The 24,225-nt window shown below is 60.3% G+C and carries 19 protein-coding genes and 3 tRNA genes; 19 read left to right on the forward strand and 3 right to left on the reverse strand.

Annotated features, from left to right (window positions below; genetic code table 11):
• The first annotated feature begins 2 nt into the window (after positions 1 to 2).
• From tpiA to AB4N41_RS12715, 13 genes are all read left to right on the forward strand, one after another.
• Positions 3 to 758: a triose-phosphate isomerase gene (tpiA, locus tag AB4N41_RS12655; RefSeq protein WP_056782873.1), complete on the forward strand. Its 756-nt coding sequence runs from the start codon at positions 3 to 5 to the stop codon at positions 756 to 758.
• A 4-nt stretch (positions 759 to 762) separates the two neighbouring features.
• Positions 763 to 1,146, forward strand: coding sequence for a preprotein translocase subunit SecG (gene secG / locus AB4N41_RS12660; RefSeq protein WP_016771756.1), 384 nt, complete (start codon positions 763 to 765; stop codon positions 1,144 to 1,146).
• A 22-nt stretch (positions 1,147 to 1,168) separates the two neighbouring features.
• Positions 1,169 to 1,254: transfer RNA gene (locus tag AB4N41_RS12665), tRNA-Leu, on the forward strand.
• Positions 1,255 to 1,351: 97 nt separating this feature from the next.
• Positions 1,352 to 1,428, forward strand: a tRNA-Met gene (locus AB4N41_RS12670).
• Between the two features lie 139 nt (positions 1,429 to 1,567).
• A complete protein-coding gene (gene rimP / locus AB4N41_RS12675) occupies positions 1,568 to 2,026 on the forward strand; it encodes a ribosome maturation factor RimP (RefSeq protein WP_007973115.1) in 459 nt (152 codons plus the stop codon).
• 47 nt (positions 2,027 to 2,073) lie between these two features.
• The gene (gene nusA / locus AB4N41_RS12680) at positions 2,074 to 3,555 is read left to right on the forward strand and encodes a transcription termination factor NusA (protein ID WP_024011569.1); all 1,482 of its coding nucleotides are present in this window, start codon (positions 2,074 to 2,076) and stop codon (positions 3,553 to 3,555) included.
• Positions 3,556 to 3,582: 27 nt separating this feature from the next.
• Entirely contained in the window at positions 3,583 to 6,108 is a 2,526-nt protein-coding gene (infB, locus tag AB4N41_RS12685; RefSeq protein ID WP_041477933.1) for a translation initiation factor IF-2, read from the forward strand.
• Positions 6,109 to 6,267: 159 nt separating this feature from the next.
• Complete coding sequence (gene rbfA / locus AB4N41_RS12690) at positions 6,268 to 6,669, forward strand: 30S ribosome-binding factor RbfA (RefSeq protein ID WP_016771753.1); 402 nt, start codon at positions 6,268 to 6,270, stop codon at positions 6,667 to 6,669.
• Between the two features lie 4 nt (positions 6,670 to 6,673).
• A complete protein-coding gene (truB, locus tag AB4N41_RS12695; RefSeq protein ID WP_150636060.1) occupies positions 6,674 to 7,591 on the forward strand; it encodes a tRNA pseudouridine(55) synthase TruB in 918 nt (305 codons plus the stop codon).
• A gap of 143 nt (positions 7,592 to 7,734) precedes the next feature.
• Complete coding sequence (gene rpsO, locus AB4N41_RS12700; RefSeq protein ID WP_016771751.1) at positions 7,735 to 8,004, forward strand: 30S ribosomal protein S15; 270 nt, start codon at positions 7,735 to 7,737, stop codon at positions 8,002 to 8,004.
• A gap of 204 nt (positions 8,005 to 8,208) precedes the next feature.
• Positions 8,209 to 10,314 (forward strand): polyribonucleotide nucleotidyltransferase, encoded by a 2,106-nt coding sequence (pnp, locus tag AB4N41_RS12705; protein WP_024011572.1) that lies wholly within the window; start codon positions 8,209 to 8,211, stop codon positions 10,312 to 10,314.
• A 189-nt stretch (positions 10,315 to 10,503) separates the two neighbouring features.
• Positions 10,504 to 10,579 (forward strand) — tRNA-Thr (locus AB4N41_RS12710).
• Between the two features lie 229 nt (positions 10,580 to 10,808).
• Complete coding sequence (locus tag AB4N41_RS12715; RefSeq protein ID WP_041477935.1) at positions 10,809 to 11,108, forward strand: DUF6388 family protein; 300 nt, start codon at positions 10,809 to 10,811, stop codon at positions 11,106 to 11,108.
• Between the two features lie 80 nt (positions 11,109 to 11,188).
• Here the strand turns inward: AB4N41_RS12715 and nadC are convergent, their stop codons facing one another.
• On the reverse strand, positions 11,189 to 12,037 hold the full coding sequence (gene nadC / locus AB4N41_RS12720; protein WP_252877431.1) for a carboxylating nicotinate-nucleotide diphosphorylase: 849 nt from the start codon (positions 12,035 to 12,037) through the stop codon (positions 11,189 to 11,191).
• A gap of 266 nt (positions 12,038 to 12,303) precedes the next feature.
• Between nadC and AB4N41_RS12725 the strand changes: the two genes are divergently transcribed.
• The 4 genes from AB4N41_RS12725 (at position 12,304) to AB4N41_RS12740 (ending at position 18,215) form a co-directional block, all read left to right on the forward strand.
• Positions 12,304 to 14,481, forward strand: coding sequence for a DUF1631 domain-containing protein (locus AB4N41_RS12725; RefSeq protein WP_252877432.1), 2,178 nt, complete (start codon positions 12,304 to 12,306; stop codon positions 14,479 to 14,481).
• Between the two features lie 64 nt (positions 14,482 to 14,545).
• On the forward strand, positions 14,546 to 15,106 hold the full coding sequence (gene ampD / locus AB4N41_RS12730) for a 1,6-anhydro-N-acetylmuramyl-L-alanine amidase AmpD (RefSeq protein WP_095180353.1): 561 nt from the start codon (positions 14,546 to 14,548) through the stop codon (positions 15,104 to 15,106).
• Positions 15,103 to 15,942 (forward strand): regulatory signaling modulator protein AmpE, encoded by an 840-nt coding sequence (ampE, locus tag AB4N41_RS12735; RefSeq protein WP_252877433.1) that lies wholly within the window; start codon positions 15,103 to 15,105, stop codon positions 15,940 to 15,942. The genes ampD and ampE overlap by 4 nt, the downstream gene beginning before the upstream one ends.
• Positions 15,943 to 17,525: 1,583 nt before the next feature.
• Positions 17,526 to 18,215 carry a methyl-accepting chemotaxis protein gene (locus AB4N41_RS12740; RefSeq protein ID WP_370695133.1) on the forward strand — a complete coding sequence of 230 codons (690 nt, stop codon included), beginning with the start codon at positions 17,526 to 17,528 and terminating at the stop codon, positions 18,213 to 18,215.
• A gap of 122 nt (positions 18,216 to 18,337) precedes the next feature.
• On the opposite strand, the gene AB4N41_RS12745 is transcribed toward AB4N41_RS12740, so the two are convergent.
• Together AB4N41_RS12745 and cra are read right to left on the reverse strand one after the other, a co-directional pair.
• Positions 18,338 to 19,114 carry a TatD family hydrolase gene (locus AB4N41_RS12745; RefSeq protein ID WP_252877435.1) on the reverse strand — a complete coding sequence of 259 codons (777 nt, stop codon included), beginning with the start codon at positions 19,112 to 19,114 and terminating at the stop codon, positions 18,338 to 18,340.
• A 3-nt stretch (positions 19,115 to 19,117) separates the two neighbouring features.
• Positions 19,118 to 20,113, reverse strand: coding sequence for a catabolite repressor/activator (cra, locus tag AB4N41_RS12750; RefSeq protein WP_122699955.1), 996 nt, complete (start codon positions 20,111 to 20,113; stop codon positions 19,118 to 19,120).
• A gap of 304 nt (positions 20,114 to 20,417) precedes the next feature.
• Between cra and ptsP the strand changes: the two genes are divergently transcribed.
• Both ptsP and pfkB read left to right on the forward strand, forming a co-directional pair.
• Positions 20,418 to 23,279 (forward strand): phosphoenolpyruvate--protein phosphotransferase, encoded by a 2,862-nt coding sequence (gene ptsP, locus AB4N41_RS12755; RefSeq protein WP_122610853.1) that lies wholly within the window; start codon positions 20,418 to 20,420, stop codon positions 23,277 to 23,279.
• Positions 23,279 to 24,220: a 1-phosphofructokinase gene (pfkB, locus tag AB4N41_RS12760; RefSeq protein WP_252877436.1), complete on the forward strand. Its 942-nt coding sequence runs from the start codon at positions 23,279 to 23,281 to the stop codon at positions 24,218 to 24,220. Before ptsP ends, pfkB begins: the two co-directional genes overlap by 1 nt.
• Positions 24,221 to 24,225 lie beyond the last annotated feature (5 nt).

The raw sequence follows: 24,225 nt of genomic DNA on the forward strand, positions 1-24,225 counted from the left end.
GCATGCGTCGCCCTATGGTAGCTGGTAACTGGAAGATGCACGGTACCCGCGCCAGCGTCGCTGAGCTGATCAACGGCCTTCGTCATCTGGCCTTGCCTAGCGGTGTTGATGTCGCGGTGTTCCCGCCTTGCTTGTATATCAATCAAGTGATTGATGGCTTGAAAGGCAAGTCGATTTCGGTCGGCGCGCAGAATTCTGCGGTGGAAGCCATGCAAGGTGCGTTGACTGGTGAGATTGCTCCCAGCCAACTGGTGGATGCAGGTTGTTCCCTGGTGCTTGTCGGGCACTCCGAACGCCGCCAGATTATGGGCGAGCGAGACGGGATGCTGAATCGCAAGTTCGCAGCGGCACAGGCATGTGGCTTGACTCCGGTGTTGTGTGTAGGGGAAACCCTCGAGCAGCGCGAAGCCGGAAAAACTCTTGAAGTTGTCGGGCGTCAGCTGGGCAGCATCATCGAGGAGCTGGGTGTCGGTGCCTTTGCCAAGGCAGTGATTGCATACGAGCCGGTCTGGGCCATTGGTACCGGGCTGACTGCAACGCCGCAACAGGCTCAGGATGTGCATAAGGCCATTCGCGAGCAGTTGGCGGCAGAGAATTCTGAAGTCGCACGAGGTGTGCGGCTTCTATACGGCGGCAGCGTGAAGGCGGCCAATGCGGTCGAACTGTTCGGCATGCCGGATATCGATGGGGGGCTCATTGGTGGAGCTTCCCTGAATGCAGATGAGTTCGGTGCGATTTGTCGCGCCGCGGGAAACTGAAAAAATGCTGGAAACAGTCGTAGTCGTTTTTCATCTGCTGGGTGCATTGGGCGTAGTTGCTCTGGTTTTGCTGCAGCAGGGTAAGGGTGCGGACGCTGGCGCGTCTTTCGGAGCAGGTGCTTCAAATACTGTGTTCGGAAGCCAAGGTTCCTCTACCTTTCTTAGTAAGTTTACTGCTATACTTGCCGCCGGTTTCTTCATAACCAGCTTGGGGTTAGGTTACTTTGCTAAAGAGAAAGCTCATCAGCTGACTCAAGCAGGTCTGCCAGATCCAGCAGTGTTGGAAGTACCTAAGCAACAACCGGCTTCTGATGATGTACCGGTGCTTCAAGAGCAAAAGTCGGCTACTCCAGCGACTGACGTGCCTCCAGCTCAAGAGCAGAAGTAAGAAGGGTTTCAAACGTAGTATTGCCGAGGTGGTGGAATTGGTAGACACGCAACCTTGAGGTGGTTGTGCCCATAGGGTGTAGGGGTTCGAGTCCCCTTCTCGGTACCAATTAGTCAGGAGAGCCCGCTGTTGCGGGCTTTCTTGCAGGTGGAAGGTTACATTGACCCTAAAAGGGATCGGTCGTATACTTCCGCCCCAGCTTTGTCGCGGGGTGGAGCAGTCTGGTAGCTCGTCGGGCTCATAACCCGAAGGTCGTCGGTTCAAATCCGGCCCCCGCAACCAGTTTAAGGAGCCCCTTTTAAGGGGCTTTTTGTTAGCTGGATACTTTCAACGCCGCTGTTCGACGGCGTTTCAAGGATGGGCGTTATGCCCATTTTTTTATTTTGCAAAGCATGCACATATCATGCACTAGGGGGTTCAGGTGTCGAGCAAGCTAGAAGAGTTGCAGGCCTTGCTGGCCCCGGTGGTCGTGGCCCTGGGCTATGAATGCTGGGGTATCGAGTTTTCGGCTCAGGGTCGTCACTCGATGTTGCGCGTTTATATCGATAAAGAGGGTGGCGTGCTGGTGGACGATTGCGCCATTGTCAGCCGTCAGATCAGCGGCGTTCTGGATGTTGAAGATCCGATCTCCGTTGAATACACCCTTGAAGTTTCCTCGCCTGGCATGGAGCGCCCGCTGTTCACTCTTGAGCAGTTTGCCAAATTTGCCGGTGAACAAGTGAAGATCAAACTGCGCTCGCCTTTCGAAGGACGACGCAACTTTCAGGGCCTTCTGCGCGGTGTAGAAGAGCAGGACGTCGTGGTGCAGGTAGAAGACCACGAGTTCCTGTTGCCGATCGATATGATCGACAAGGCCAACATTATTCCCAGTTTTGACTGAGACGCGGATCCCGCGGATCCAATGGCTTGCGAAAGGCGAGGCGTACGATGAGCAAAGAAGTACTGCTGGTTGTTGAGTCGGTATCCAATGAAAAGGGTGTACCGGCAAGCGTAATTTTTGAAGCGCTGGAGCTGGCTCTGGCCACTGCTACCAAAAAGCGTTTTGAAGACGAAGTGGACCTGCGTGTGGAAATCAACCGCCACACCGGTTCTTACGAAACCTTCCGTCGCTGGACGGTCGTCGAAGAGAATGATCTCGACGATCCGGCCATCGAGACCTGGCCAAGCAAGGTTGCCGAAACGCATCCTGGTGCCAAGGTCGGTGACGTCGTCGAAGAGAAAATCGAATCCATCGAGTTCGGCCGCATCGCTGCACAGACTGCCAAGCAGGTCATCGTGCAGAAAGTTCGCGAAGCCGAGCGCGCTCAAGTGGTTGACGCCTATCGCGAGCGCCTGGGAGAAATCATCTCTGGCACCGTGAAAAAAGTTACCCGCGACAACGTGATCGTCGATCTGGGCAACAATGCTGAAGCATTGCTGGCCCGTGAAGACATCATTTCTCGCGAAACCTTCCGTGTCGGCGTGCGTCTGCGTGCGCTGCTCAAGGAAATCCGCACCGAGAACCGCGGCCCGCAGCTGATCCTGTCGCGTACCGCGCCGGAAATGCTGATCGAGCTGTTCCGTATCGAAGTGCCGGAAATCGCCGAAGGCCTCATCGAGGTCATGGCCGCCTCCCGTGATCCGGGTTCGCGTGCCAAGATCGCTGTCCGCTCCAAGGACAAGCGCATCGACCCGCAAGGTGCCTGCATCGGTATGCGCGGTTCGCGCGTCCAGGCGGTATCGGGTGAGTTGGGCGGTGAGCGTGTTGATATCGTGCTGTGGGACGACAACCCGGCCCAGTTCGTTATCAACGCCATGTCCCCGGCCGAGGTTGCGGCAATTATCGTTGACGAAGATGCCCATGCCATGGACATCGCCGTTGGCGCAGACAATCTGGCTCAGGCCATCGGTCGCGGTGGTCAGAACGTGCGTCTGGCGAGCCAGTTGACTGGCTGGACCCTGAACGTGATGACCGAATCGGACATCCAGGCTAAGCAGCAAGCAGAAACCGGCGACATCCTGCGCAACTTCATCGACGAGCTGGAAGTCGACGAAGAACTGGCTCAGGTGCTGGTAGATGAAGGCTTCACCAGCCTGGAAGAGATTGCCTACGTACCGGTGGAGGAAATGCTCAACATCGACGGCTTTGACGAGGACATCGTCAACGAGCTTCGTGCTCGCGCCAAGGATCGCTTGTTGACCAAAGCCATCGCTACTGAGGAAAAGCTGGCAGACGCCCATCCGGCCGAAGACCTGCTCTCGCTTGAGGGTATGGACAAGGATTTGGCGATGGAACTGGCGGTGCGCGGCGTAATTACCCGCGAAGACCTGGCCGAGCAGTCTATTGACGACCTGCTCGACATCGACGGCATTGACGATGATCGTGCCGGCAAGTTGATCATGGCCGCCCGAGCCCACTGGTTCGAGTAATTAGGCGCGGCCTGAGGAGAGAAGTGCATGACGCAAGTCACGGTGAAACAACTGGCCGATGAGGTCAAAACACCGGTAGAGCGCCTGTTGCAGCAGATGCGTGAGGCAGGTCTGCCGCACACCGCCGCCGACGAAAATGTGACTGACAGTGAGAAGCAATCCCTGCTGACTCACTTGAAGAGCAGTCACAAGGCGAAAGTGGAAGAACCACGCAAGATCACGCTGCAGCGTAAAACCACCAGCACCCTGCGTGTGGCTGGTAGCAAGAGCATCAGCGTTGAAGTTCGCAAGAAGAAAGTTTTCGTACAGCGCAGCCCGGAAGAAATCGAAGCCGAGCGCAAGCGTGAACTGGATGAGCGTCGCGCAGTAGAAAATGCTGCCCGTCAGAAGGCTGAAGAAGAAGCCAAGCAGCGCGCCGAAGAAGAAGCGCGTCGCCAGCCTGCTGCTGCGCAAACCGCTGCCAGCGACGCCGTTGCGGCACCGGCTGCTGCCGAACCTGTTCGCGAAAGCGCACCGGTGGCTGCTGCTCCTGCTCCATCGGCTGACGTTCGCAACAAGCAGAACGAACAGCGCCGTCCGGACAAGCCACGTGCCGACGATAACAATCGTCGCAGCGGTGGCGGTGATGGCGAGCGCAAAAACGCTCCGCATCGCGCATCGGTCAAAGAAAAAGCCCCGGCACCACGTGTGGCGCCACGCACTACCGACGAAGAAAGCGATGGCTTCCGTCGTGGTGGTCGCGGCAAGGCCAAGCTGAAGAAGCGCAACGCCCACGGTTTCCAGAGCCCGACCGGCCCTGTCGTGCGTGATGTGCAGATCGGCGAGACCATCACGGTTGGCGATCTGGCCAATCAGATGTCGGTCAAAGCGGCTGAAATCATCAAGTTCATGTTCAAACTGGGTACCCCAGCGACCATCAACCAGGTGCTTGATCAGGAAACTGCTCAACTGGTAGCCGAAGAACTGGGCCACAAAGTGACCCTGGTCAGCGACACCGCTCTGGAAGATTCCCTGGCCGAGTCCCTGAAGTTTGAAGGTGAGTCGTTCTCCCGTGCACCAGTCGTGACCGTAATGGGCCACGTTGACCACGGTAAGACTTCCCTGCTCGACTACATCCGTCGTGCCAAGGTAGCTGCTGGCGAAGCCGGCGGTATCACCCAGCACATCGGTGCATACCACGTTGAGACTGATCGCGGCATGGTCACTTTCCTCGACACCCCGGGTCACGCTGCGTTTACCGCAATGCGTGCCCGTGGTGCCAAGGCGACCGACATCGTGATCCTCGTGGTTGCAGCGGACGACGGCGTGATGCCGCAAACCATCGAAGCGGTTCAGCATGCTCAGGCAGCTGGCGTGCCGCTGGTGGTAGCAGTGAACAAGATCGACAAGCCGGGCGCCGATCTCGATCGCATCCGCAGCGAACTGTCGGTTCACGGCGTGACTTCCGAAGACTGGGGTGGCGACACGCCATTCGTACCGGTTTCGGCGAAGATGGGTACTGGCGTGGACGAGCTGCTTGAAGCCGTTCTGCTGCAGGCCGAAGTTCTCGAACTGAAAGCTACACCGTCGGCTCCTGGCCGTGGTGTGGTGGTTGAATCGCGTCTCGACAAGGGTCGTGGCCCGGTGGCAACCGTGCTCGTTCAGGACGGTACGCTGCGTCAAGGCGACATGGTCCTGGTCGGTTCGAACTACGGCCGTGTACGTGCCATGCTCGACGAGAACGGCAAGCCAATCAAGGAAGCCGGTCCATCCATCCCTGTCGAGATCCTCGGCCTGGACGGTACCCCGGACGCTGGCGACGAGATGAGCGTGGTTGCCGACGAGAAGAAAGCCCGTGAAGTGGCTCTGTTCCGTCAAGGCAAGTTCCGCGAAGTCAAACTGGCTCGCGCTCACGCCGGCAAGCTGGAAAACATCTTCGAAAACATGGGTCAGGCCGAGAAGAAGACGCTCAACATCGTCCTCAAATCCGACGTCCGTGGTTCGCTGGAAGCGTTGAACGGTGCCTTGAATGGCCTGGGCAACGACGAAGTACAAGTGCGCGTCGTGGGTGGCGGTGTCGGTGGTATCACCGAATCCGACGCCAACCTGGCACTGGCTTCCAACGCTGTACTGTTCGGCTTCAACGTGCGTGCCGATGCCGGCGCTCGCAAGATCGTCGAGCAGGAAGGTCTGGATATGCGTTACTACAACGTGATCTACGACATCATCGAAGACGTCAAGAAAGCCCTGACCGGCATGCTCGGCAGCGATGTTCGCGAGAACATCCTGGGTGTGGCCGAAGTGCGTGACGTGTTCCGTTCGCCGAAGTTTGGCGCGATCGCCGGTTGCATGGTGATCGAAGGTGTTGTGCACCGTAACCGTCCGATCCGTGTACTGCGTGAAGACATCGTTATCTTCGAAGGCGAGCTGGAATCCCTGCGCCGCTTCAAGGATGACGCTTCCGAAGTACGTGCCGGCATGGAATGCGGTATCGGCGTGAAGAGCTACAACGACGTCAAAGTCGGCGACAAGATCGAAGTCTTCGAGAAGGTTCAGGTTGCTCGCAGCCTCTGACTCGCGCACTTCAAGGGCCACGATGGGCCGTCGCATGCAAATGCACGGCACAGCGTCCGGACTCTAAACGCAACGCCCGGTCTGGCTTTTGTCAGGCCGGGCGTTTGCCGCTTTCAGACCTTGCGGGTTTCACCGCTGGGCAGTAACAGGTAACAAATCATGGCAAAAGAATACAGCCGTACCCAACGTATCGGCGATCAGATGCAGCGCGAGCTGGCGCAACTGATCCGTCGCGAAGTCAAAGACCCGCGCGTCGGTCTGGTCACCATCACTGCTGTGGAAGTGTCCCGTGACGTCGGTCACGCGAAGATTTTCATTACCGTGATGGGTCAGGACAACGCTGAAGACATCGCGCAAAGCATCAAGGTGCTCAATGCCGCCGCAGGCTTCCTGCGCATGCAATTGGCCCGCGAAATGAAGCTGCGCAGCGTGCCGCAACTGCACTTCCACTACGACGAATCCGTCGTGCGTGGCGCGCACCTGTCGGCGCTGATCGAGCGCGCCGTCGCTGAAGACAATCAGCACGTTGCCGCTCCTGCACCTGAAGACACCAAGGAGTAATTCGGTGGCTCAGGTCAAACGTATCCGTCGTAACGTCAGCGGCATCATTCTGCTAGACAAGCCGTTGGGGTTCACCTCCAACGCGGCATTGCAGAAGGTACGCTGGCTGCTCAATGCCGAGAAGGCCGGACACACCGGCAGCCTTGACCCGTTGGCCACCGGCGTGTTGCCGCTGTGCTTCGGCGAGGCGACCAAGTTCTCGCAATACCTGCTCGATTCCGACAAGGGCTACGAGACCCTGGCGCAACTGGGCAAGACCACCACCACGGCCGATGCCGAAGGTGAGGTTTTGCAGGAGCGTCCGGTGACCGTTGGTCGCGCCGATGTCGAAGCGGTTCTGCCGAAATTTCGTGGGCAAATCAGTCAGATACCGCCGATGTACTCGGCACTCAAGCGTGATGGCCAGCCGCTGTACAAACTGGCACGTGCAGGCGAAGTAGTGGAGCGCGAACCGCGTTCTGTTACTATTGCGCGCTTGGAATTGCTGGCCTTCGAAGGCGATACTGCGCGGCTTGCGGTGGACTGCAGCAAGGGCACCTATATTCGGACCCTGGTGGAGGATATCGGTGAGCAACTCGGTTGTGGTGCGTACGTCGCAGAATTGCGTCGGACCCAGGCCGGGCCTTTCACCCTGGCGCAGACTGTTACTCTCGAAGAGCTGGAAGCGGTACATGCCGAAGGCGGCAACGAAGCGATCGATCGCTTCCTGATGCCATCGGACAGCGGCCTGCAGGATTGGCCGTTGCTGCACTTCTCGGAAGCGAGCGCGTTCTACTGGCTCAACGGCCAGCCGGTACGTGCCCCGGATGCACCGAAGTTCGGCATGGTACGAGTACAGGATCACAATGGTCGCTTCATCGGTATCGGTGAAGTGAGCGAAGACGGGCGTATCGCGCCGCGTCGCTTGATTCGGTCAGAATGACCGGAACCGGTCTGCGTTAAGCGGGCCGGCGAGTGTGGCTGTTAACAGGCATGGTCACTACTCATTTATAGATACAGGGATTTGTCCCTGGCCTGTTGAAGCTGTTTCCCTGAAACAGTTTCCTGATAAGGAAGGATTGCCTCATGGCTCTCGACGTTCAAGAAAAAGCTCAAATCGTTGCTGACTACCAGCAAGCTGTTGGTGACACTGGTTCGCCAGAAGTGCAGGTTGCACTGCTGACCGCCAACATCAACAAACTGCAAGGTCACTTCAAGGCCAACGGTAAAGATCACCACTCCCGTCGTGGTCTGATCCGCATGGTTAACCAGCGTCGCAAGCTGCTGGACTACCTGAAAGGCAAGGACGTAAGCCGGTACGCCGCGCTGATCGCTCGCCTGGGTCTGCGTCGCTAATCAGCGATTGCGCTATGAGGTTGGTGGTCTGTCGGGCGTCAGCGGTTTTCCGCTGGCGTCTTGCAGGCTCCCAGCCTCAAGTTTTATCTGCAGCATGGCTTTACCTGTAGCACCCGGACAATTGCCATCGGGCCGATTCCCGAGATTGCCCAAGAATTCGCAAGAAACCGTTTCCCCCAAGAGCCACAAAGAAGGTAGGACACCGTGAACCCGGTAATCAAAAAATTCCAGTTCGGTCAATCGACCGTTACCCTCGAGACAGGCCGTATCGCCCGTCAGGCCTCCGGCGCAGTATTGGTCACCGTTGACGACGACGTCAGCGTGTTGGTGACTGTTGTCGGTGCAAAGCAAGCCGATCCGGGCAAGGGTTTCTTCCCTCTGTCCGTGCACTACCAGGAAAAGACTTACGCTGCCGGTAAGATCCCTGGCGGTTTCTTCAAGCGTGAAGGCCGTCCTTCCGAGAAAGAAACCCTGACTTCCCGACTGATCGACCGTCCGATCCGTCCGCTGTTCCCAGAAGGCTTCATGAACGAAGTGCAGGTTGTCTGCACCGTCGTTTCCACCAGCAAGAAGACCGATCCGGACATCGCTGCGATGATCGGTACCTCGGCTGCCCTGGCCATTTCCGGCATTCCATTCGACGGCCCGATCGGCGCCGCTCGCGTGGCTTTCCACGAAAGCACCGGCTACCTGCTGAACCCGACTTACGAGCAGCAGGCCGCTTCGAGCCTGGACATGGTCGTTGCCGGTACTTCCGACGCCGTGCTGATGGTTGAATCGGAAGCCAAAGAGCTGACCGAAGACCAGATGCTGGGTGCGGTACTGTTCGCTCACGACGAATTCCAGGTTGTGATCAACGCTGTTAAAGAACTGGCTGCCGAAGCCGCCAAGCCAACCTGGAACTGGGCTCCTGCGCCAGAAGCCACCGAACTGCTGGGCGCTATCCGTGCCGAGTTCGGCGAAGCGATCTCCCAGGCTTACACCATCACCATCAAGGCCGACCGTTACGCTCGCCTGGGTGAGCTGAAGGACCAAGTGGTCGCCAAGCTGTCCGGTGAGGAAGGCCAGCCAAGCGCTGCTGAAGTCAAAGCAGCCTTCGGCGAAATCGAATACCGCACCGTTCGCGAAAACATCGTTAACGGCAAGCCACGTATCGACGGTCGCGACACCAAGACTGTACGTCCGCTGAACATCGAAGTCGGCGTTCTGCCGAAGACTCACGGTTCGGCTCTGTTCACCCGTGGCGAGACCCAGGCACTGGTTGTTGCAACACTGGGCACCGCCCGTGACGCGCAACTGCTGGACACCCTGGAAGGCGAAAAGAAAGACCCGTTCATGCTGCACTACAACTTCCCGCCGTTCTCGGTAGGCGAGTGTGGTCGCATGGGTGGCGCCGGTCGTCGCGAAATCGGTCACGGCCGTCTGGCCCGTCGTTCGGTTTCGGCCATGCTGCCAGCCGCTGACGTGTTCCCGTACACCATCCGCGTGGTATCGGAAATCACCGAATCCAACGGTTCGAGCTCGATGGCTTCCGTGTGCGGTGCTTCCCTGGCACTGATGGACGCTGGTGTACCGATGAAGGCACCGGTAGCCGGTATCGCCATGGGTCTGGTTAAAGAAGGCGAGAAGTTCGCCGTCCTGACCGACATCCTCGGCGACGAAGATCACCTGGGCGACATGGACTTCAAGGTAGCCGGTACCGCCAAAGGCGTTACTGCGCTGCAGATGGACATCAAGATCAAGGGCATCACCGAAGAGATCATGGAAATCGCTCTGGGCCAGGCCCTTGAAGCGCGCCTGAACATCCTCGGCCAGATGAACCAGATCATTGGCCAGTCGCGTACCGAACTGTCGGCCAACGCTCCGACCATGATCGCGATGAAGATCGACACCGACAAGATCCGTGACGTTATCGGTAAAGGTGGCGCGACCATCCGTGCGATCTGCGAAGAAACCAAGGCTTCGATCGACATCGAAGACGACGGTTCGATCAAGATCTTCGGCGAAACCAAAGATGCCGCAGAAGCTGCTCGTCAGCGCGTTCTGAGCATCACGGCAGAAGCCGAGATCGGCAAGATCTACGTCGGCAAGGTTGAGCGCATCGTCGACTTCGGTGCATTCGTCAACATCCTGCCGGGCAAGGACGGTCTGGTGCACATCTCGATGCTGAGCGACGCTCGCGTTGAGAAAGTGACCGACATCCTGAAAGAAGGCCAGGAAGTGGAAGTGCTGGTATTGGACGTGGACAACCGCGGCCGTATCAAGCTGTCCATCAAAGACGTGGCAGCTGCCAAGGCTTCGGGCGTTTAATCACCCCAACGCTTTAGCGCAATGAAGATGCCCCCGCCGTGCAAACGGCGGGGGCATTTTTTTATCTGAAATAAAGAAATTGTGGCGAGGGGATTTATCCCCTCGCCACAAATGTGGTTCTCAAAAGAAAACCATCAGACAACCCACAAATTTGCTGCAGTTCGAGTCCGGTGCTAGGTTTAGCCCACCGCCCGTGTAGCTCAGCCGGTAGAGCAGCGCACTCGTAACGCGAAGGTCGCAGGTTCGATTCCTGTCTCGGGCACCAACTCCTCAGCGCGCCACATCGATTCATGTTCCGCAGGTCAGCTTTTTGTGCAAGAGATGTAAAGAGCCGTGTAATTCGTCATGCAAACGTCCTATATTCGGTGCCTGCATGAGCATCGCTTAGCAGTTTTCAGATGATCCCGAATGGTTCCGAAGGCCGGCCAGTCCGCGTCAGAGAGATCCTTGATGATCCAGATCCATCCTCCATTCCTAAGATCAGCGAGAACCCCATGACTGAATTGACCCAAGAGCAACGCCACGAACAAGCGCTGGAAAAATACCTTCTGGATGTGCCGGACCTGAAGGATGAGATCAAGGACCTGAGTCCCGATGATCAAAAAGACCAGATCCAGTGGGCCTTCGAAGACGAAGCCGAAGCGCAGGGCTTGCAGCCGTGGGAGCTGACGCTCAAGTACACGAGCTCGCCGGAAGAGTTCGAGGCGCAGCGCCTCGTGCTGCACAAGGAAGCGGCAGAAGTATTGGGTGTCGAGTGGGAAGAGTACTGCGAGATGAACAATCTCGTCGTATAAGAGCAGCTGCGAGCTTCTAGCTACAAGCTGCAAGTCAAAGCAGAGTCGCTTGGCTTGTAGCTTGTAGCTTGCCGCTGCGTTTAGAGGCTTAGTCGCATCGACAGATCCACCGCTTTGACATCCTTGGTCATCGCACCGATAGAAATGTAATCCACGCCCGTTTCGGCGATCGGCAGCAGCGTGCTTTCGTTGATGCCGCCGCTGGCTTCCAGTTTCGCCTTGCCGGCGGTCAGGCGTACGGCTTCGCGCATGTCATCCAGGCTCAGTTCGTCGAGCATGATGATGTCGGCGCCGGCTTCCAGCGCTTGCTTCAATTCCTCAAGACTTTCCACTTCGATTTCCACCGGTTTGCCCGGGGCGATCTTGTGCGCGGCGGCCACGGCTTCGGCGATGCCACCACTGGCGGCGATGTGGTTTTCCTTGATCAGGAAGGCATCGTAGAGACCGATCCGGTGGTTGTGACAGCCGCCGCAGGTCACTGCGTATTTCTGCGCCATCCGCAGGCCCGGCAAGGTTTTGCGCGTGTCGAGCAACTTGACCTGCGTCTCGCCGACGAAGTCCGCCAGGTACTGCGCGCGCGTCGCTACGCCGGACAGCAACTGCAGGAAGTTCAACGCGCTGCGTTCACCGGTCAGCAGTGAGCGCGCCGGGCCTTCCAGGTGAAACAGCGGCTGATTGGCTTTGACCCGCTGGCCGTCGACCACTTGCCAATGCACGGCCACGCGCGGATCGAGCTGGCGAAACACCGCATCGACCCACGCGGTGCCGCAGATGACGGCGGCGTCACGGGTGATGATGGTGGCTTTGGCCAGGCGTTCGGCCGGGATCAGTTGCGCGGTGATGTCGCCGCTGCCGACGTCTTCGAGCAACGCACGGCGCACGTTGTTTTCGATTTCGGCGGTCAGATCGGCGAGACGTAGATTCGGCATAACGGACTCCACAAACAAAGTGGTTCGATTATAGGGGCAGGGCGCGAGCCAACCCAAGGCGAGAACGTTCGTGCCTGACGCATCTGGTCGATTTTCCTGCGCTGAGTGCGAGGTGTATGGCGTATAGGGGAAACCCTGAGGCCTATAGCATCGCTGGCCTGTTTTGCCAGATAATCCGCCTTGTATTTGACGTCATGGCTTTGACGAACGAGTCCAGTTGGGCAGTGTCAAAGCGACGAACCGAATCACCGTTCCAGGAGGCTTGGATGCGCAACGACGGGAAAGTGGTGCCTTTGCACCGGGCGACTGCCGATTTGGCGGACCACTCGCCGCTTGCCCGCTTGCCGGTGATTCTGCTGCAGGTTCGCGACAAGGCTGCGCAGCAACTGCGCCACGATTTGCAGGAATTGTTCGATAACGCTGACGACACGCTGTTCGAAATGGCCGACCGGGCGCGCAACGATGTCGATCAGAACATTTTTTTTGAAGCCATGCGCGACCTGCGCCTCAAGCGCAAGAACATCGAGCGTGGCTTTCTCGAATTGTTTTTCGAAGCCTTCGCCGGCCTTACCCAATACGACCCCGCCGCCAATACCCTGCCACGCACGCCGGTGGTCGAAGAGTCGGCGCCGCGCACCGATGCCATGGAGCGCACCGTCGCCGTGCAGACCATGGTCAGCCGTGTGCTTAAGCGCGACGGCTTCGCTCTCGACCAACTGACCGCACGCTTCAGCTCGATGCTCGGCAAGCGTCTGGACGATCAGCACAACCCGCTGAGTCCGGCGATGCTCTGCGAATATTTCCTGCAGGCCGGACGTAACCTCGGCGTCGAGATCAAGGTCAAGCTGATCCTGCTCAAGCTGTTCGAACGCTATGTGCTGGCTGACACCGAACAGTTGTATGGCGAGGCCAATCAGTTGTTGCTCGCCACCGGCGTGTTGCCACATCTGAAACCCGCCGTGGCTCGTCGCATGGTCGAGCCTGCGGACAGCGACACATTGATTGAAGATCTCGACGAGCCGCCAGCGGACGAAGGCATCGAGGAAGTGTTCGCCGCGATGCAGCAATTGCTCGCCCAGGTCCGCGGCCGCGTCACACCGACCCTGGAGCCCGGCGCCCCGGCGCATCCGATCAACACCCGCGACCTGCTGCGGTTGTTGTCGCACTTGCAGCAATACGTACCGGCGCTGGAGGCTCAGGAAGATTTCGATCTGCGTCATCAGCTCGAACAGTTGCTGACCCGAGTCAGCGTCAGAAGCGGCAGGTCCCGCGTTGTCGCGACTGCCGACGAAGATGTGATCAACCTGATCGCCATGGTTTTCGACTGCATCCTCGACGATCGCAACGTGCCTGACGCGCTCAAGGCGCTGATCGGCCGATTGCAGATTCCGATGCTCAAGGTTGCGGTGTTGGACAAGAGTTTCTTCAGCCGCAGCACGCACCCGGCGCGGCGCCTGCTCAACGAAATCGCCGAGGCCGCAATGGGCTGGAGCGATTGCGACGGCGCTGAGCGCGACAACCTCTATGTGCGCATCGAGCAAGTGGTACAGCGCTTGCTCAGCGAGTTTGTCGACGACCCGGCGATCTTCTCCGAACTGCTCGCCGACTTCCTCGCCTTCACTCAGGAAGAACGTCGTCGCACTGAACTGCTGGAACAACGCTTGCGTGATGCCGAGGAAGGCCGGGCAAAAGCCGAACTGGCTCAGCATCGCGTTGCACAGGCGTTGCAGCAGGCTCTGCTGGGCCAGGTGCTGCCGGCGACGGTGGTCAGTTTCGTCCAGCAGGCCTGGAGCAAAGTGCTGTTGCTGACCTGCCTCAAGCACGGTGATCAGTCCGCCGAATGGCACGCCGACGTGCAGACCATGGAGCAGTTGGTCTGGAGCGTGCAGTGCCATGACGACGGCGAATCCAGCCTGCGCCTGCTGGCGCTGGTGCCGGGCTTGCTCAAGTCGCTGCGCGATGGCCTGAGCAGTACCGCGTTCGACCCGTTTGCCACCAGCGAATTTTTCAGCGAACTGGAGGCTCTGCACGTACGCGTGCTGGAACGTTCCGACGATGCCGAGCACAGCGCCATGCCGCTGATCGAAGTCACGCCCGAGGTCTTGCAGCACAGTGCCGACCAGGCAGCAGCCACCCCGGCGCCGCGCCTGGCGCAAGACGCTGCCGCTCTGTCTCAGGTCGAGCAGTTGCGTGTGGGCAACTGGGTGGTGTTCGACGCAGACGAGGAACAGACCTTGCGTTGCAAACTCGCCGCGATCATCGAAGAGACCGGCAAATATGTCTTCGTCGACCGCACCGGGACGAAAGTGCTGGAGCACAGCCGCACCGACCTCGCCTTGGCTTTCAGCCGTGGCGCCGCGCGCGCACTGGATGACACCTTGCTGTTCGACCGCGCACTGGAATCGGTGCTGGGCGACCTGCGGCGACTCAATCGCGGCAAGTGATCGCGCGGTGAGGGCGGATCGCGGCATACTGGGCGCCCACATGGTCGGCGTTGAAGGAATCGGTATGCAGTTGGATCCCGCGAGCGGGTGGTGTCATGGCGTGCAGATCTGCCCGTCGCCCAACTTCAATGAGCGCCCGGCGGGCGAAGTGTCCCTGTTGGTCATCCACAACATCAGCCTGCCGCCGGCGCAATTCGCCACGGGCAAGGTGCAGGAATTTTTCCAGAATCGTCTGGATGTCACCGAACACCCGTACTTTGCAGGCATCGCTGACCTGCGCGTCTCGGCGCATTTTCTGATCGAACGTGACGGCAACGTCACCCAGTTTGTCTCCTGTCTGGAACGGGCGTGGCATGCCGGCGTTTCGATGTTCGAAGGCCGTGAAACCTGCAACGATTTTTCCGTGGGCATCGAGCTGGAAGGCACCGATGATCTGCCGTTCACCGACGAGCAATATCGCGCGTTGACTGCGCTGACCCGGCAGTTGCAGAAACGCTTTCCGGCGATCACCGATCAGCGCATCTGCGGCCACAGCGATATCGCGCCGGGGCGCAAGACCGATCCGGGACCGGCATTCGACTGGGCACGCTACCGCGCCGCCCTGGCAAAAGAGGAAGGACAATGAGTTTTCTGGTGTTACTGCTGGCGGTGTGGATCGAGAAGTTTTCGGCTCTGCGCCATCGGCTTCAACGCGACGGCGGATGGATCCGCGAACTGCACAAACTCGAAAACAGCAAACGGCTGGCCAGGCAACCGTGGCTGGTGCTGACGATTCTGGTGCTGTGCCCGGTGGCGTTGCTGGCGCTGTTGCTGCTGGTGCTGGAACCTGTGGCGTACGGTTTGCTGGCGCTGCCGGTGCATTTGCTGGTGGTGATCTACAGCCTCGGACGCGGCGATCTGCTCGGCGGCCTCGGCCCGTTCCGCGATGCCTGGCGCCGTGAGGATCTGCAAGCGGCGGCGCACGTCGCCAAGCGCGATCTGGATATCTGCGCCGACAACGGCGAGCAGTTGCTCGAGCGGGTGCAAGGGCATCTGCTGTGGCAGGCCTATCAGAGTTTCTTCGCGGTGATCTTCTGGTACTTCCTTCTCGGCCCCGTGGCGGCATTGGCCTATCGTTTGCTGGCGCTGGCCGAAGAGCACGGCTGCAATCCGGCGCTGGTCGAGCGTGCTGCGCAATTGCGTCACGCTTTCGATTGGGTGCCGGTGCGTTTGCTGGCGGCAAGTCTTGCGTTGGTCGGCAACTTCGTCGCGGTCAGCCGGGTGATGCTGCATGAGCTGCTCAACTGGAACATCAGCGCTGCGCAGTTGATCAACAAGGTCGGCCTGGCAGCCGGGGAAGTTCCACCGCCAGTGGTCGGCCCGGACGGCATCAACACCCTCGATTGCCTGTGGGAACTGCTGCTGCGTGCGGCGGTGCTGTGGTATGCCGGGTTTGCCTTGTGGACGGTTCTGGTTCACTGATTACAGCAAGATCAAAAGATCGCAGCCTTCGGCAGCTCCTACCTTGGAACGCATTTCCCTGTAGGAGCTGCCGAAGGCTGCGATCTTTTTGCTTTTGATTTGGCGATCACTGCATTGCCATTAACCTTAAGTTACAAAACCTCCCGCCGATTTACGCTATACAGAGATAGCGCCCGATAGTGGCTATCTGCTCTCGTCCCGCGCCTGCCAATAAAAACAAGAAAAACCAAGGGAGACTTCCAGTGAAGAGCTTGCTCTATCCCGCCGTCTCGCTGATGAACCGTCTGAGCTTCGGCATGAAGTTCAGCCTGATCAGCGTGCTGTTCCTGGTGCCGATGCTGGTGACCAATTTCTATCTGGTACGCGATTCCTATCGCGAATTTCAGGGCACTCGCGTCGAATTGCAGAGCCTCGACCTGCTGGGCAGCAGCCTGACCCTGCGCCGGGATCTGGAGACCTTGAACAATCTGGTGCAGATCGACGTCACCCTCGGCCAGTCCGGCAAGGCCGGCAATGTCGAGGCGCAGATCCAGACGCTGGAGCAAGCAGTGCTCGCGCGGCTCGAAGGGCTGACGGCGATGACCGAAGACCCCGAGCAGATCAAGCAATTCGAGGCCAAGCGCGATGAAATGATCGCCGCGTTCAAGGCCCAGCAAGCAGAGAGCTCGCTGCAAAGCAAAAGCGCGTTGATCGGCAAGTTGCTGGCCAGTGCGCAGATTTTCAGCCAGATCATCACCAGTCAGGCCGGGTTGAGCCGCGACAACCAGAGCGACATTCGTCAGCTCAGCGAACTGGTTACGCTGATCACCCCCAGCGTCACGCAAACCCTCGGCGAAGGCCGGGCGATGGGTTCGTATTCGTTGGGCCAGGGCTTTCTCAACAGTTCCTCGAGCACGCGTTTCGACGAGTTGCTGGTGCAGATCGAAAAACTCCAGGCCGAGTACGCCCTGAAACTGCAAGACGCCCTCGGTTCCAGCAGTGCTGCGCGCGAATCCCTCAGTGCCCAGGCCGACACCAGCAAGGCTTCGCTCAAGCAGGCCAGCGAGCTGTTCGAAGAACAAGTGGTGATGGCCGACACCCTCGATGCGCCGTGGCAGGCATTCTACGATCAGGTCACCGGGCTGATGGAACACACCTACCAGCTCAATCAGGCCACGCTGAAATTCCTCGACAGCCAGTTGCAGCAGCGTCTGGCGCAGAACCGCACGCACATGATTCTGCAAGCCTCGGCGTTGTCGGTGGTGTTCGTGCTGATTTTCTATCTTTATGGCGGTTTCTACGCCTCGACCCGGACCACCCTGAAAAGCCTGGGCGCGATGATGGACAAGGTCGCGGCCGGTGACATGACCGTCAACTTCAAGGCCAGCAGCCGTGATGAACTGGGCGAGTTGGGCGAGGTGTTCAACGGTACGGTGAAGAAGATTCACGACTTGATCGAACGCGTGGGCCACACCGTGGGTGAGGTCGAGCGCCAGGCCGGGCAGGTGGAGAGCGTGTCGGCGCAGAGCAATCAGGCCGTGGCCGGGCAGCGCTCGCAGATCGAACAAGTGGCGACGGCGATGAACCAGATGTCGGCGACCTCAATGGAAGTCGCTCGCAGTGCCGCCGCTGCGGTGAGCAGCGCCCACAGCGTCAACGACGAAACCCTCAGCGGACGCGGGCTGGTGGAATCGCAGCAGGGCAGCATTGCCGCGCTGGCCAGCGAAATCGATCAGTCGGTGCTGGTGATCAATCAACTGGCCAGCGACAGCCAGTCGATCAGCCGTGTACTGGAAGTGATCAAGAGCATCGCCGAACAGACCAACCTGCTGGCGCTCAACGCCGCTATCGAAGCCGCGCGAGCCGGCGAGCAGGGGCGCGGTTTTGCCGTGGTCGCCGACGAAGTACGCACCTTGGCCAAACGCACCCAACAATCGACCGAAGAAATCGAGCAGATGATCGCCAAACTGCATGGCGGCGTCGGCGCGGCGGTGAAGGCCATGGGCGTCAGCCATCAGATGGCCAACGGCACGGTGGGCCAGTCGGAGAAGGTCCAGCAGGCGCTGGAAAACATCCTTGGCGCGGTGGGCATGATCGTCGATCAGAACCAGCAGATCGCCGCCGCCGTCGAACAGCAGACCGCCGTGGCCCACGACATCGACCAGAATATCGTCGAGATCAACCGTGCCGGCGAACGCACGGCACAAGGCGCGCACCAGACCGAAGATGCCAGCCGCGCGCTGTCGGCGCAGGTGGTTGAACTCAAACAACTGATCAGCGCGTTTCGCGTCTGAATCCCACATCATCCCTCTGTAGGAGCTGACGAGTGCAACGAGGCTGCGATCTTTTGACTTTGCCTCTGAAGATCAAAAGATCGCAGCCTCGTTGCACTCGTCAGCTCCTACCCGGGTACGTGTTACCAGCCGAAGACTTCGCAGCAGTTGGCGGTGCTGGCGTTGGCCAGTTGTTCAGGCGTGATATTCATCAGCTCGGCCAGCGCCGCGCAAATCGCCGGCAGATGCGCCGGGCTGTTGCGCTGGCCGGGGAACATGGCGGGGGCCATGTCCGGTGAGTCGGTTTCCAGTACCACCGATTGCAGCGGCAGTTCCGGCAGGACCCGATGCATGCGCAACGCCTGCGGCCAGGTCGGAGCACCGCCGAGACCCAGTTTGAACCCGAGCTTGAGGTATTCCCGCGCTTCCTCACGGCTGCCGGCGAAGGCGTGGATGATGCCGGCGCGTTTGAGCTTGAAGCGCTTGAGCGTGGCGATCACCGCCGCGTGGCTGCGGCGTACGTGGATCAGCGCCGGCAGCTCGAAGTCCGCCGCCAGTTGCAGCTGCGCTTCGAACAACGACTGTTGCCGCTCGCGATCGAGGTTTTCGAGGAAGTAATCCAGGCCTATCTCGCCCACCGCACACAACTGCCGATGCCCGCGCAGGCGTGTCAGCCAGTCACCCAGTGCGAGCAAATCCTCGGAGCGATGCTGATCGAGGAACACCGGATGCAGACCGAACGCGGCGTACAGGTCGGCATCGCTCTGCACCAGGTCCCACACCCGTTGCCAGTTGCCCTGATGCACGCCCAGCACGACGATGCGCCGCACGCCGAGGGCGCGGCTTTCGGCCAGCAACTCTGCGCGATCGGCGTCGAAGTCGGGGAAGTCGAGGTGGGTGTGGCTGTCGATCAGCTCCACGCTTCAGTCCCGATGAATACGCTGCTTGAAGGTCCGCGCAATGGCTTGCACGCCCGGTTGGTAGTCGTCCTGCTCGACGGCGGCCAGGGCCAGTTCCAGGGCCTTGTCGGCGATCAACTGGTGTTGCTGGGACATGGCGTTGACCGGCAACGGCAGGAAATCCAGCAACTGCGTGTCGCCGAACGTGCCCAAGCGCAGCGGCCGCGATTTCAGCGGGAAATCATGCAGCGCATCGAACACGCCTTGCAGCAGCACGTAGGACGTTGTCACCAGCGCGTCAGGCAAATGCCCCAGACGCTGCAGGAGTTCTTCCATCAATTGCTTGCCGCACTCGCGGCTGAACGACTCGGCGTGCTCGATCAGCACCTCACCTTTGAAGTCTTTGAGCGCTGCGCGGAAACCGGCGGCACGCTCCTGGCTGATGCTCAGCTCCGGGCGTGCGCCTAGCAGGACGATCTGCTTTGGCTGCGGATCGAGCAGGCTCTGGGTCAGATGCAGGCTGGCCTCGCGGTCGTCGCTGATCACCGAGCAGAAATGCTCCGGTTCCATGACCCGGTCGATGGCGATGATCGGCAGACCCTTGGCCTGCAACTGGCGATAGCTGTCATCACCGGCCGGCAGGCAACTGGCGACGATCAGCGCATCGCATCGGCGCGCGCGGAACAGTTGCAGCAACTGGCGCTCGCTGTCCGGCGCATCGTCTGAGCTGGCGATCAGCAATTGATAACCGCGAGCCCGCGCGCCTTGTTCGAGCAACTTGGCGATCCGCGCGTAACTGGGGTTTTCCAGATCCGGCAGGATAAAGCCCAAGGTGCGCGTGTGCCGACTGCGCAGGCCGGCCGCTTGCGGATTGGGCGTAAAGCCGTGCAGATCGACCACCGCGCGCACGCGCTCGACGGTCGCGTTGCTGATGCGTTGCTGTTCGGCCTTGCCGTTGATGACGTAGCTGGCGGTGGTGACGGAGACGCCGGCCAACCGCGCGATATCACTGAGTTTCAACCCGGTATTTCCTTGTTTTTCGAGCATGCCGCGACATTTTCGCCAATCCTACCCGATAAGGGCAGTCGACTTATTGCCTGGGCAGATCCGACCAGTTGGACTTCAAGGATGAGACATTATCGAGTAACGTGCCGATCAATCTAGATTAAACGTTTCAGCAAGCGTATTTTCTACGTTTTAGACGCCTTTGGCCGGTCCTGCCGTGAAACCGCCAAAACTGCCGCTGAAAAGCGCGGCAGAGCGCCTAAGCTGTGAACCATTCAAAACAATACCTGGCGTTGAACTGCGCCAAAAAGGAGATCGCATGCTCGAGCTCACTATAGAGCAGATATCCATGGGCCAGTCGGCCGTGGATAAACCCGCTGCCCTGCAATTGCTGGCCAGTCATCTGGTCGCCGATGGTCTGGTTGCCGACGGCTACCTCGCCGGCCTGCAGGCCCGGGAAGCCCAGGGCTCGACCTTTCTCGGTCAAGGCATCGCCATTCCCCACGGTACGCCGGAAACCCGCGATCAGGTATTCGCCACCGGCGTGCGCCTGATGCAGTTCCCTGACGGCGTTGATTGGGGCGATGGCCAGATCGTTTATCTGGCGATCGGCATCGCGGCGAAATCCGATGAACACCTGCGCCTGCTGCAACTGCTGACCCGCGCCCTCGGCGAGACCGATCTGGGCCAGGCCCTGCGTCGCGCCAGCTCGCCCGAAGCGCTGCTGAAGCTGCTGCAAGGCGCGCCGCAGGAACTGGCGCTTGATGCGCAGATGATCGGCCTCGGCGTGTCGGCCGATGATTTCGAAGAACTGGTCTGGCGCGGCGCACGTCTGCTGCGTCAGGCCGATTGTGTGAGCAACGGCTTTGCCGGCGTGTTGCAGCAGGTTGAAGCGCTGCCACTGGGCGACGGCCTGTGGTGGCTGCACAGCGAGCAGACCGTGAAGCGTCCGGGACTGGCGTTCGTCACCCCGGACAAACCGATGCGCTACCTCGGCCAGCCGCTTAGCGGTCTCTTCTGCCTGGCGAGTCTGGGCGAAGCGCATCAGGCGCTGCTCGAGCGTTTGTGCGCGTTGCTGATCGAAGGTCGCGGCCACGAACTGGGCCGCGCCACCAGCAGCCGCAAAGTCCTCGAAGTGCTGGGCGGTGAATTGCCCGCCGACTGGCCGAGCGCGCGTATTGCCCTGGCCAACGCCCACGGTCTGCATGCGCGCCCGGCGAAGATCCTTGCGCAACTGGCGAAGAGTTTTGACGGCGAAATTCGCGTGCGCATCGTCGACAGCCAAGACAGTGCCGTGTCGGTGAAAAGCCTGAGCAAACTGCTCAGCCTCGGCGCCCGGCGCGGTCAGGTGCTGGAGCTGATTGCCGAACCGAGCATCGCCGCCGATGCCTTGCCGGCCCTGCTCGCGGCGATTGAAGAAGGCCTCGGTGAGGAAGTCGAGCCGCTGCCGGCCGTGAGTCAGCAGCGCGAAGTGATCGCCGACATCGCCGAAGTGCTGATCGCGCCGGCCTCCGGCAGCCTGTTGCAGGCGATTCCTGCCGCACCGGGCATCGCCATCGGCCCTGCGCACATTCAGGTGCTTCAAGCCATCGATTACCCGTTGCGCGGCGAATCTGCCGCGATCGAGCGCGAGCGCCTCAAGCAAGCGCTTAGCGACGTGCGCCGCGACATTCAAGGCTTGATCGAACGCAGCAAGGCCAAGGCGATTCGCGAGATTTTCATTACTCACCAGGAAATGCTCGACGACCCGGATCTGACCGATGAAGTCGACACCCGCCTCAAGCAAGGCGAAAGCGCCGAAGCGGCGTGGATGGCGGTGATCGAAGCGGCGGCCAAACAGCAGGAATCGCTGCAGGACGCTTTGCTCGCCGAGCGTGCCGCCGATCTGCGCGACATCGGTCGCCGGGTGCTGGCGCAATTGTGTGGCGTGCAGACCGCGAACGAACCTGAGCAACCGTACATTCTGGTGATGGACGAAGTCGGCCCGTCCGATGTCGCGCGTCTGGATCCTGCGCGGGTTGCGGGGATTCTCACCGCGCGCGGCGGCGCTACCGCGCACAGCGCCATCGTCGCTCGTGCCCTCGGTATTCCAGCACTGGTCGGCGCGGGTGCAGCGGTGCTGTTGCTCGAGCCGGGCACGCCGCTATTGCTCGACGGTCAGCGTGGCCGTCTGCATGTCGACGCCGATGCCGCGACCCTCAAACGTGCCGCTGAAGAGCGCGACACCCGCGAGCAACGCCTGAAGATCGCCGCCGAACAACGCCATCAACCGGCACACACCACCGACGGCCACGCCGTCGAAGTGTTCGCCAACATCGGCGAAAGCGCTGGGGTGACCAGCGCGGTGGAGCAGGGCGCCGAAGGCATTGGCCTGCTGCGCACCGAACTGATTTTCATGGCCCACCCGCAGGCGCCGGATGAGGCGACCCAGGAAGCCGAATACCGTCGCGTCCTCGATGGTCTGGCCGGACGGCCGCTGGTGGTGCGCACGCTCGACGTCGGCGGCGACAAACCGCTGCCGTATTGGCCGATCGCCAAGGAAGAAAACCCGTTCCTCGGCGTGCGCGGCATTCGCCTGACCCTGCAGCGTCCGCAGATCATGGAAGCGCAACTGCGCGCCTTGCTGCGTTCGGCCGACAACCGTCCGCTGCGGATCATGTTCCCGATGGTCGGCAGCGTCGAAGAGTGGCGCCAGGCCCGCGACATGACCGAACGCTTGCGTTTGGAAATTCCAGTCGCCGACCTGCAACTGGGGATCATGATCGAGGTGCCGTCCGCCGCGTTGCTTGCGCCAGTGCTGGCCAAGGAAGTGGATTTCTTCAGCGTCGGCACCAACGACCTGACCCAATACACCCTGGCCATCGACCGTGGTCATCCGACGCTGTCTGCACAAGCGGACGGCTTGCACCCGGCGGTCCTGCAACTGATCGACATCACCGTGCGTGCCGCCCATGCCCATGGCAAATGGGTGGGTGTCTGCGGCGAGCTGGCGGCGGATCCGCTGGCGGTGCCGGTGCTGGTTGGCCTCGGTGTCGACGAGCTCAGCGTGTCCGGGCGCAGCATTGCCGAAGTCAAGGCGCGCATCCGTGAACTCAGCCTGCCCCAGGCGCAAACCCTCGCTCAACAGGCCCTGGCCGTGGGCAGCGCGAATGAAGTGCGCGCATTAGTGGAGGCCCTGTAATGGCCAAGATTCTCACCCTGACACTCAACCCGGCACTCGACCTCACCGTCGAGCTGTCGCGGCTGGATGCCGGTCAGGTCAATCGCAGCGAGGAGATGCACACCCACGCTGCGGGCAAAGGCGTCAACGTCGCCCAGGTGCTGGCGGATCTCGGCCATCAGGTCACCGTCAGCGGTTTTCTCGGCGAAGACAATCTGCAAGCGTTCGAAACCCTGTTCGCCAAGCGTGGTTTTGTCGACGCGTTCATCCGCGTGCCGGGCGAGACGCGCAGCAACATCAAGGTCGCCGAACAGGACGGACGCATCACCGACATCAACGGTCCGGGGCCAATGGTCGATGCAATGGCGCAGCAAGCTTTGCTTGATCGCTTGCTGCAGATCGCACCGGGGCACGATGCGGTGGTGGTCGCCGGCAGTCTGCCGCGTGGCGTCACTGCGCAATGGTTGCGCGAGCTGATTGAAAGCTTGAACGCGCTCGGCTTGAAAGTCGCCCTCGATTCCAGTGGTGAAGCCTTGCGCGTCGCGTTGCAGGCCAGCCCCTGGCTGATCAAACCGAACACCGAAGAATTGGCCCACGCCCTCGGCTGCGAAGTGGTGTCGCCGATCGCCGAAGCACAAGCCGCCGCACGTTTGCATGCGCAAGGCATCGAGCACGTGGTGATCTCTCACGGCGCTGACGGGGTCAACTGGTTCAGTGTCGGCTCGGCCCTGCATGCCTCGCCGCCGAAAGTCAGCGTGGCCAGCACGGTCGGTGCCGGCGATTCATTGCTGGCTGGCATGCTCCACGGTCTGCTCAGTGCTGATACGCCGGAGCAAACCCTGCGCACCGCCACCGCGATTGCGGCAATGGCGGTGACCCAGATCGGTTTTGGCATCAACGACGCTGCGCAACTGGCGCAGCTCGAACAGGGCGTGCGCGTGCGCCCCCTGACAGAACAATAAGAGGG

This window comes from Pseudomonas sp. S2_A10 (assembly GCF_054668465.1).

Excerpts from the sequence above, each read along its gene's own strand:
- tpiA (WP_056782873.1), top strand. The coding sequence starts at position 3 with ATGCGTCGCCCTATGGTAGCTGGTAACTGGAAGATGCACGGTACCCGC.
- secG (WP_016771756.1), top strand. The coding sequence starts at position 763 with ATGCTGGAAACAGTCGTAGTCGTTTTTCATCTGCTGGGTGCATTGGGC.
- nusA (WP_024011569.1), top strand. The coding sequence starts at position 2,074 with ATGAGCAAAGAAGTACTGCTGGTTGTTGAGTCGGTATCCAATGAAAAG.
- infB (WP_041477933.1), top strand. The coding sequence starts at position 3,583 with ATGACGCAAGTCACGGTGAAACAACTGGCCGATGAGGTCAAAACACCG.
- rbfA (WP_016771753.1), top strand. The coding sequence starts at position 6,268 with ATGGCAAAAGAATACAGCCGTACCCAACGTATCGGCGATCAGATGCAG.
- rpsO (WP_016771751.1), top strand. The coding sequence starts at position 7,735 with ATGGCTCTCGACGTTCAAGAAAAAGCTCAAATCGTTGCTGACTACCAG.
- AB4N41_RS12715 (WP_041477935.1), top strand. The coding sequence starts at position 10,809 with ATGACTGAATTGACCCAAGAGCAACGCCACGAACAAGCGCTGGAAAAA.
- nadC (WP_252877431.1), bottom strand. The coding sequence starts at position 12,037 with ATGCCGAATCTACGTCTCGCCGATCTGACCGCCGAAATCGAAAACAAC.
- AB4N41_RS12725 (WP_252877432.1), top strand. The coding sequence starts at position 12,304 with ATGCGCAACGACGGGAAAGTGGTGCCTTTGCACCGGGCGACTGCCGAT.
- ampD (WP_095180353.1), top strand. The coding sequence starts at position 14,546 with ATGCAGTTGGATCCCGCGAGCGGGTGGTGTCATGGCGTGCAGATCTGC.
- ampE (WP_252877433.1), top strand. The coding sequence starts at position 15,103 with ATGAGTTTTCTGGTGTTACTGCTGGCGGTGTGGATCGAGAAGTTTTCG.
- AB4N41_RS12740 (WP_370695133.1), top strand. The coding sequence starts at position 17,526 with ATGGAAGTCGCTCGCAGTGCCGCCGCTGCGGTGAGCAGCGCCCACAGC.
- ptsP (WP_122610853.1), top strand. The coding sequence starts at position 20,418 with ATGCTCGAGCTCACTATAGAGCAGATATCCATGGGCCAGTCGGCCGTG.
- pfkB (WP_252877436.1), top strand. The coding sequence starts at position 23,279 with ATGGCCAAGATTCTCACCCTGACACTCAACCCGGCACTCGACCTCACC.